General features: G+C 67.6%; 8 protein-coding genes. 6 read left to right on the top strand and 2 right to left on the bottom strand.

Features of this window, described 5'->3' with window-relative positions:
- Positions 1-39 precede the first annotated feature (39 nt).
- Entirely contained in the window at positions 40-276 is a 237-nt protein-coding gene (locus AAHM41_RS10765) for an ester cyclase (protein ID WP_342236534.1), read from the bottom strand.
- A 99-nt stretch (positions 277-375) separates the two neighbouring features.
- Here AAHM41_RS10765 and AAHM41_RS10760 point away from each other — a divergent pair, with 99 nt between their 5' ends.
- Positions 376-2,850 (top strand): hypothetical protein, encoded by a 2,475-nt coding sequence (locus AAHM41_RS10760; RefSeq protein ID WP_342236533.1) that lies wholly within the window; start codon positions 376-378, stop codon positions 2,848-2,850.
- A gap of 5 nt (positions 2,851-2,855) precedes the next feature.
- On the opposite strand, the gene AAHM41_RS10755 is transcribed toward AAHM41_RS10760, so the two are convergent.
- Positions 2,856-3,776 (bottom strand): DMT family transporter, encoded by a 921-nt coding sequence (locus AAHM41_RS10755; RefSeq protein WP_342236532.1) that lies wholly within the window; start codon positions 3,774-3,776, stop codon positions 2,856-2,858.
- Positions 3,777-3,847: 71 nt separating this feature from the next.
- Between AAHM41_RS10755 and AAHM41_RS10750 the strand changes: the two genes are divergently transcribed.
- From AAHM41_RS10750 to AAHM41_RS10730, 5 genes are all read left to right on the top strand, one after another.
- Positions 3,848-4,642 carry an AraC family transcriptional regulator gene (locus AAHM41_RS10750; protein ID WP_342236531.1) on the top strand — a complete coding sequence of 265 codons (795 nt, stop codon included), beginning with the start codon at positions 3,848-3,850 and terminating at the stop codon, positions 4,640-4,642.
- A 286-nt stretch (positions 4,643-4,928) separates the two neighbouring features.
- Positions 4,929-5,081: a hypothetical protein gene (locus tag AAHM41_RS10745; RefSeq protein ID WP_342236530.1), complete on the top strand. Its 153-nt coding sequence runs from the start codon at positions 4,929-4,931 to the stop codon at positions 5,079-5,081.
- Between the two features lie 116 nt (positions 5,082-5,197).
- Entirely contained in the window at positions 5,198-6,433 is a 1,236-nt protein-coding gene (locus tag AAHM41_RS10740; protein WP_342236529.1) for a hypothetical protein, read from the top strand.
- 328 nt (positions 6,434-6,761) lie between these two features.
- The gene (locus tag AAHM41_RS10735; protein WP_342236528.1) at positions 6,762-7,835 is read left to right on the top strand and encodes a M4 family metallopeptidase; all 1,074 of its coding nucleotides are present in this window, start codon (positions 6,762-6,764) and stop codon (positions 7,833-7,835) included.
- Between the two features lie 30 nt (positions 7,836-7,865).
- Positions 7,866-8,198, top strand: coding sequence for a protealysin inhibitor emfourin (locus AAHM41_RS10730; protein WP_342236527.1), 333 nt, complete (start codon positions 7,866-7,868; stop codon positions 8,196-8,198).
- Positions 8,199-8,206 lie beyond the last annotated feature (8 nt).

Below are 8,206 nucleotides of genomic sequence, written 5' to 3'. Positions count from 1 at the left end.
CCCCCCCCCCCCCCCCCCGCGGGGGGGGCCCCCCCCGCTTCACGCGGCGGCGGCCTCGATGATCGCTTTGTCGATGATCGACCAGACCTGCCCGATCTTCCCGTCCCGGAACGCACAGAACACCGTCTCGCTGAACGAGATCCTCTTCCCGTCGACCCGGAGGCCGAGGAACCACCCCTTCGGCCTGCAGTCGAAGGCCGGACGGCTGCGCCTCCGGGCCGGCCGGCACGGGCATCCGAACCGCGCATCGGCCCATACCAAAGCCGGATTTCCCATTGGGATCCTTCAGGCAAATCCTGACGGGGTCGTGAGGGCTGTCTGACAGCGCTGTCGGCGGTTTCATGCTTGGTTTGCGAGCAGCGTTGGGAGAGAAGGATGGCAGACAGGTCGACGCAGCAGGGAGGTGGCGGCGAAAGCTCACGCCAGGGGCAATTGGCGGAAAGCCCGGAGGCTCTCCGCCGATGGTTGGCCCAGGTGGTGGGGATCTCCCCTGACCGGATGCAGACCGTCGGCGACGCGCAGGGCCATCTCGCGCTGGCCCGGCGCCGGACGGACGAAGATCTCGCCGCCCGCCGGGACGATCGGGACGCCCTGAATGACGATCGGCTGACGCGCACGGAAGAGGAGCTGGCGCTGATCGAGACGCTGGACGGGCTCCGGCAAAGGCAGGATGACCAGTTCGCCCAATTCGACCGCATTCTGGACGCTGAGCAGCGGGCCTATGAGGATATGGACCGCGAGCGAGAGGACTCGTCTGCGCTCATGGACCAGCTTTCCGAGCGTCGGGACGCCATGCTCGGCTATGACGACGAACTCGGCAGGTTGTACGATTCACTCGACGAACGGTGGACGGAGGTCACCGCCGCGCTGGGGGCCCGGGAGATCGCGCTGGGCGAAGTCGGCGAGACGAGGGACCTGGACCGCTTGAAGGCGCTGATCGCTGAACACCGTGGCGCCCTTGGCCGGACGCTCGACGATCTGGCGCGACGGACCGAGGAGGCGGAAGAGAGAGCGCAGGCAGCCAGGGAGCGGAACGAGGAAGCGACCGCGAGGCTTCAGGAGCTGCAGCACGAGATCGAGACCCTCGGAACCCCGCCGGAAGATCCCCAGGACCTGGAGCATGCGGCGGCAATTGCGGCAAGGCTCGGAACCCTTGAGGACGAGCGTTCCGCACTTGTTGCGAGGATGGAAACCAGCAGCGAAGAACTCGATCGGATCGCGACCGAGCTGGAAGATCTGGCAACACAAAGGGAGAGAGTGACCGGCGACATCGGTGTTCTGGACGGCCTTGTGGACGGTGAGGATTCAACGGTAAATCGACTTCAGTCCATTGCCGATGAATACAAATCGATTTTGCAGTCATCGATAGAGACGAATAATGAAATTAATATGTTAGAACAAAATATTAAAGCAAGTGACGACAGAATTCAAGAATTTCAGAAAAGCATGGAGGATATAAAAAATGAAATTAGCCAAACTCAGTTGCAGATCTCAGGTGTTGAAAATGAGATTCAGAAGGAAATAAATAAAGAAGGTGCTTTGAAGAAAGAATTTTCTGGGCTCGATCGGCGGCAAGAGGAACTCGACAGCAACATCGATCGGCTTTTGCAGATTGCGGAACGGCTGGACAGCGAGGATCTGCTCCGCGCCATCGAACAATTGCCCGAAACGCTGCGGGACGACACGGCAACGACGCAACCGGATATCGCGGGACAGACCGGGCCGGACGTGATCGGCCCGGTCGCCTCGAGCGATCAGGCGCCGCCGCCAACCCGGGATCTCCCCCCAACCCGGGAGGATGTCCGGGCAATGACGCGGGCAGCTCAACAACTCGACGTCGCGGATGGGGGAGATGGGGTGGCGAGCGAAAGCATGTTGAGCGCCATCCGGGACGTCGGGAAGATTGTTCTGCGCGACCTCCCGGTGCTGCTCACATTCGCCACCGCCCGGGAAACGGCTGCCTATGCCATCAGCGCAAGCAGCGAGAAGACGAAACAGGATCTCGCCGTATTGCTGATCGCGCTGAATTTTCTGCCGATCGCGGTGAAGGCTGGCGGCCTGGTGTATGACACCAGCGCCAGTCGGCCGGCAGAAGACCGAATGGTGCCGACCGCAAAACAATATGCCTCGCTCGCCACCAACACCCTCTTGATGGTCGGGGCGACCGTCGCCGCTGCCGAGAAGGGGGGCGGGGTTGCAGCCCAGGCGCCCGCGGCCGCCAGGGCGCTGATCATAGGCCTGCGCGACATGGCGAACATGTTCCTCCCGGTCACGCAGAATCGTCGCGGCGACCTGCTGCTGAATAAGCCGGCGGTTCTCGCCGACGATGCAGCGTATTCGACGTACTCCCAGCTGACGACCGTTCTGATCGGTCTCGGACTGGTGCATAGCGGCGCGGGTGCCCAGGCAGCCGGCCTGGTCGGAGCGGAAGCCGCCAAGGAGATGGCCAAATATGTCTTGGCCTATACGGCTGTCGAGCTGCTGGAAACGATTTCGTACCGTGCCTTCAACCAGTACTTCGACAGGATTGCGAGGGGCCTCGAGCCGGCGATGCCGGGCGACCCGAACGCGCGTCAGGGTCTGCAGGGTATCACCCGATACCGGGCCAAGGTGGAATTCAAGCTCAGACACACCCTCAGCGAGATTCGTCGCCAGGGGACCGATGTCGCGCACGCCCGTCAGGCCTTCACCTATATCCTTCTCATCTTCGGAAACGTTGTCTCCGAGCTGACCAAGAACCAGACCGTGGCGGCTTCGACTCTGATCCAGGCGGGGGCTTTCTTCGCAGCGACCTTTGTCGCCTATTTTCCCTTCGTCGGGATCGGGGAATACCGGGCTCGGCAGGAGTAGCCGCTTCACTCGGCGGCCCCGGCGACCGGCACGGGGGCCCGCCGCCGGCCGAAACGCTGGGCCAGGATGACGCCCAGCAGCACCAGCGCGCCGCCGGCCAGGTGGTACGGGTGCAGGCTCTCGCCCAAGACCGCCACCGCGATCGCCGCCGTCATCACCGGCGACAGGTTGATGAACAGGCTGGTGCGGCTGGGGCCGAGCAGGCGGACCGCCTCCATCCACAGGAACGGCGCCAGGATCGAGGTCGGGATCCCGGCATAGAGGATCATCCCGATCGCCGTCATGCTGTGCGGCGCCGCCGGCGCCAGCAGCCAGCCGGGCAGCAGGAACAGCGCGGCGAAGGCGATCTGCAGGTACAGCGACGGCCAGACCGGCAGCGGCATCGGCCAGCGCCGCAGCAGCACGCCGTAGCCGGAATAGGCGACGCAGGCGATCAGCATCATCCCGTCGCCCGGCACCAGCCCGCCGCTGAACGGCGCCAGCGGATCGCCCTGGCCCAGCAGCAGCGCCATGCCGAACAGCGACAGCGCCCCGCCGCCCACCATGCCCAGGCTTGGCACCTCGGCCAGCAGCAGGCTCGACAGCGCCATGGTCAAGAGCGGCACCAGCGACACCACGAAGCCCATCTTGGTGGCCGAGGTGGTCTCCGCCGCGAAATAGGCCAGCCCCTGATAGGCGGCCATGCCGAGCAGCCCCAGCACCGCCAGCTTCGGCAGATGCGGCAGGACCTGCCGCCGCAGCCGCCACACCGGGCGGATCAGGAACGGCGTCAGCAGCAGCAGCGCCAGGGCCCAGCGCTCGAAGGCGATGACGCTCGGGTGGACCTCGGTGGCGGCCAGCTTGGTGACGACCACGTTGCCGGACCAGATCGCGACGGTGACGACCGGCAGGGCGAACCAGCGCAATGGGGTGTTCGATGCGGACATGACGCGACCCTAGCGCCTGGCCGGTTCGAGATATATAACGATGATCGGACAAGTGATCGAGAGGACAGGACATGACCGTCCGCTTACCCGCGCTGCGCGGCGAGCCGCCCGACCCGCTGTCCTTCCGCACCGAGGATTATCCGGCCGGCATGGTGTGGCCGGAGGCGTGCCTGCCCTGGGGCAAGCTGAACTACGCCGTCCGCGGCCTGATGGTGGCGACGGTCGGCGGCGTGCGCTACCTGTCGCCGCCGCATTACGCGATCTGGACCCCACCCGACGTGGTGCACGCCTGCCACAACCGCGACGCGGTGCGCTACGTCTCGGTCTATGTCGTGCGCGAACTCTGCGCCGAGCTGCCGGCGGAGCCCTGTACCCTGGCGCTCAGCCCGCTGATCAAGGCGATCCTGGCCGATGTCGACGCCCGCAGCGTGAAGGTGCCGAAGAGCGAAGCCGACCTGCGGCTGGCCCAGGTGCTGGTCGACCAGATCCGGCTGGCACCGCGCCATTCCTCCTACCTGCCGCTGTCGGACGACCCGGCCCTGCGCACGGTTCTGGAGGCGCTGCAGCAGGAGCCCGGCGACCGCCGGTCCCTGGCGGAATGGGCGCGGATCACCGGCACCACCGAGCGCACCTTGTCGCGCCACTGCCAGCGCGACCTCGGCATGTCCTTCGCCGAATGGCGGCAGCGGATGAAGCTGGTCGCGGCGCTGTCGCGGCTGGAGGAGGGGGCGTCGGTCGGCGCGGTGGCGCGCTGGCTCGGCTACGGCAACGCCTCGGCCTTCATCGCCATGTTCCACCGCCTGACCGGCACCACGCCGGACCAGATGCGCAAGGACGGCCTGCGCCGCGACCGGGAGGCGGCGTGACGATTGCTGTTTGACCCGTTGCTGCCCTCGGCTCGGCGGCTGTAACCTTGGCCGCGATCACCAATTTCAGCCGTCGGATCTGCAATGAATCCACGATCCAATCCCTCAATGGGAGAGGGACAGGAGCAGATCGATGCGGCGGTGAACGCGATCTATCGGCGGATGACGACGGCTTTCGCCCAGCTCGATCTCACCTTGCTGGAAACCTGCCTATTCCGCCGACTGCATCTACCTGTCCCGGGAGCGGGAAACCGACGCGGCGCTCAGCCGAAGCGGTTTCTGGTCCATGTTCACCGAGCTATTTGAGCAGAAGCGGCAGAACGGCGAGCGGATCGCGTTCTCCTTTCGCGTGATCCGCCGAACCATTCTGGGCGGCGGCGTTCACGATGTCGGCTATTACCGCCGCATGGACATCGGCCGGGTGGCGCTTCACCTATGACGGTGACGTGCCCGCCACGGCCGCGGCCTATGACAAGGCATCTCCGGTCCCGGGAGCGGTCTTCGACCCCTGAATCGACGCGACCCTCCGAAGAGAACCGTCATGGCGAGCCCCGAATGGGCGTGGCCATCCAGCGGCTCCGGCCTGGATCGCCACCGGACCGCGACGACGCAAACGCGATTCCGCTTGACTGCATGTTCCTGTTTTGTTCTGATACAGGCATGGTCGATGCCAGCCCAGCCGGGACTCCCTCCGCCGCTTCGCCGTCCACGGACGAGCGGGAGGCCGAGGTGCTGTCCGGGCTGACGGCGCTCGCCCTGGAGCTGGCCCGGACCTTCCAGGCCGAGGCGGTCGCCGCCCTCGCGGCCGGCGATCTCGAACGCGCCGGCATGGCCGAGACCCGCTTCAGCACCCTCTTCCTCGCCATCCGCCGTGCCGTCGCGCTCAAACTGCGCCGGCGGCGGGAGCAGGCCGCCGCGTCGCCGGCCGCGGACCAGGCCGCGATGCTGTCCGAGCTGATGGAGCTCGCGGAGGAGCTGGCCCGCGGCTTTCACGCCCAGGCCCTCGCCGCCCTCGCGGCCGACGATCTCGACCGCGCCGGGACGGCCGAGACCCGCTTCAGCAGCCTGTTCCTCGGCATCCGCCGCGCCGTCGCACTGAAGATCAAGCTGCGGCAGCAGCGGGAGCAGGCACGGCGCGAGGCCGAACTCCGGCGGAAGGCCCGGCAGGACGAGACGGACGGCCGGCGCCAAGCCGTCGCCCAGGGCGTCGCCGCTGCCATCGCTGCGGTTCCCGACCCCGAGGCCCGGGAGCAACTGACCGCCGAGCTCCGGGAAAAGCTGACGGAAGACGAGCGCATCGACGTCGACCTCGCCGACACCGCCTTGCCGATCGAAGCCCTGATCGCCAGCCTGTGCCGGGCCCTCGGCCTGCCGCCCCCCGGGACTCCTCCGGCCGGCGGGCCTGCAGCCGGCAGGTCTGCCGCCGCGGCGAAAGCCGGGCCTCCGGCCGCCGGCCCGAAGGGTCAGGTCTCCAGTCTGGCCCGGCACCGCGCCGCTTCCAAACTCTGTCGCCCCATCCCGGCCGATGATGCTGGCGGGCCCGAGGGCGAGCGCCGCATCCTCACCACCGGCGAGATCTTCGACCGGGAGCCCGTCCTGACGCTGCCCGACGGCACCGGGCCACCCGACGGTATCAGGCAGCCCGCCACGGCGCCGCCGGCGCCCGATCCGGCTCCGCCGCGCGACCGGTGGCAATCGACCGCCGCCGAGCGGGCCGGGCACCGCCGCCGCGAGCGCAGCCCCCGGTGGCGCCACCTGCAGATGCTCGCCCACATCCACCGGCACGGCTGATCGGAAGACCGATCGCCGTGGCCGGAGGCATGCGCGCGGCCTCTCCTTTCAATTCGATCACTTGAACCGACGCGTGCTTTCCACTCTCCCCCTCCCGCGAGGGAAGGGGAGAATAGAAGGGATAGGCCGATCCAAATGGCGGTGTTCTGAAAGGCCTCGCAGGCGAGAGCTTTTCAAGCGCCCATCCCTCGCCGTCATTGCAAGAGGCAAAGCCGACGAAGCCATCCAGGGGCCGGTCCGAGCGGCCTCTGGAACCGATCCAGGAAGGTCTCCCGGGAACGAACGCACCCATCATGGCTTCTATCGGTGACAGGCCAGGGAGATCCGCATGTGCACCCGACACCATCGCCACTCGATCTTCTGCATCCTGCCGCCCTACATGCTGCGTGCCATCCTGGCCAATGGCAGCAAGGGCCAGAAGGAGGCCGCCAGCCGGGCGCTCGGCATCGACACGACGTTCCGCACCATGCGCGTCCGGCTGGCGGTGGCGCAGTCCGTGGCCGAACGGCGGCACCGCAAGCTGGCCCTGCCGCCGTCGCGCCAGCGCAGCATCTATACCGCCGGCAACGGCGAGACCCTGCCGGGCACGCTGGTGCGGGCCGAAGGGCAGGGGCCATCCGGCGACGCCGCGGCCGACGAGGCCTATGACGGGCTGGGCCACACCTTCGACTTCTTCCTCGACGCCTACCGCCGCAACTCGATCGACGATGACGGCATGGCGCTCGATGCCACGGTCCACTACGGCGAGGACTACAACAACGCCTTCTGGAACGGCCAGCGCATGGTGTTCGGCGATGGCGACGGCGACCTGTTCAACCGCTTCACCGCCTCGCTCGACGTCATCGGCCACGAGCTCGGCCACGGCGTCACCGAGGACGAGGCCGGCCTCGTCTACATGCAGCAGCCTGGGGCGCTGAACGAATCCCTGTCCGATGTCTGGGGCTCCCTGGTCAGGCAATGGGTGCTGAAGCAGACCGCCGAGGAGGCCGACTGGATCATCGGCGGGGGCCTGTTCACCGCCAAGGTGCAGGGCGTCGGCCTGCGCTCGATGAAGGCGCCCGGCACCGCCTATGACGACCCGGTGCTGGGCAAGGACAGGCAGCCCGGCCACATGGACGACTATGTCGACACCATGCAGGACAATGGCGGCGTCCACATCAATTCCGGCATACCGAACCGGGCCTTCTACCTCGCCGCCACCGCCATCGGCGGCAACGCCTGGGAGCGGGCGGGCCGGATCTGGTACGATGCCCTGCGCGACGCGCGGGTGACCGAGACCACGAAGTTCGCCGAATTCGCCGCGGTGACGGTGGATCTGGCGGGACGGCTGCCCGGTGCGAAGAAGGCCGAGGTCAAGGCCGTGGCCGAGGCCTGGACGCAGGTCGGCGTGCCGACCGGCTGACGCCTCCGGGGCCGGGGGCAGGAGCGGACGATGCGGATCACCTTCGCGATGTCGAGCCCGGGGCTGTTCTACGCGCCGGGGCTGGCCGAGCCGGTGGTGCTGGACCTCGCGGCGCTGCCGTCGGCGGACGCCGCCCGGATCGAGGCGCTGGTGCGCGAGGCGCATGTCCTCGACCGCCCGGCAGCGCCGGAAAGCCTGTCGCGGCCGATGCCCGACGCCCGTTGCTTCACGCTGACGGTCGAGCAGGGCGGCCGCAGCCGCACGCTCGAGCTGCGCGAGCCGATCGCCGATCCGGCCCTGAAGGACCTGGTCCGCTTCCTGCAGGACCAGGTGCGGGCGCTGCGGCGAAAGCAGCGGCCGTAGTCCGAGGT

The organism is Inquilinus sp. OTU3971, assembly GCF_038440215.1.
Note: the sequence above shows the minus strand (reverse complement) of the source record. Positions and strands in the feature narration are given on the sequence as shown.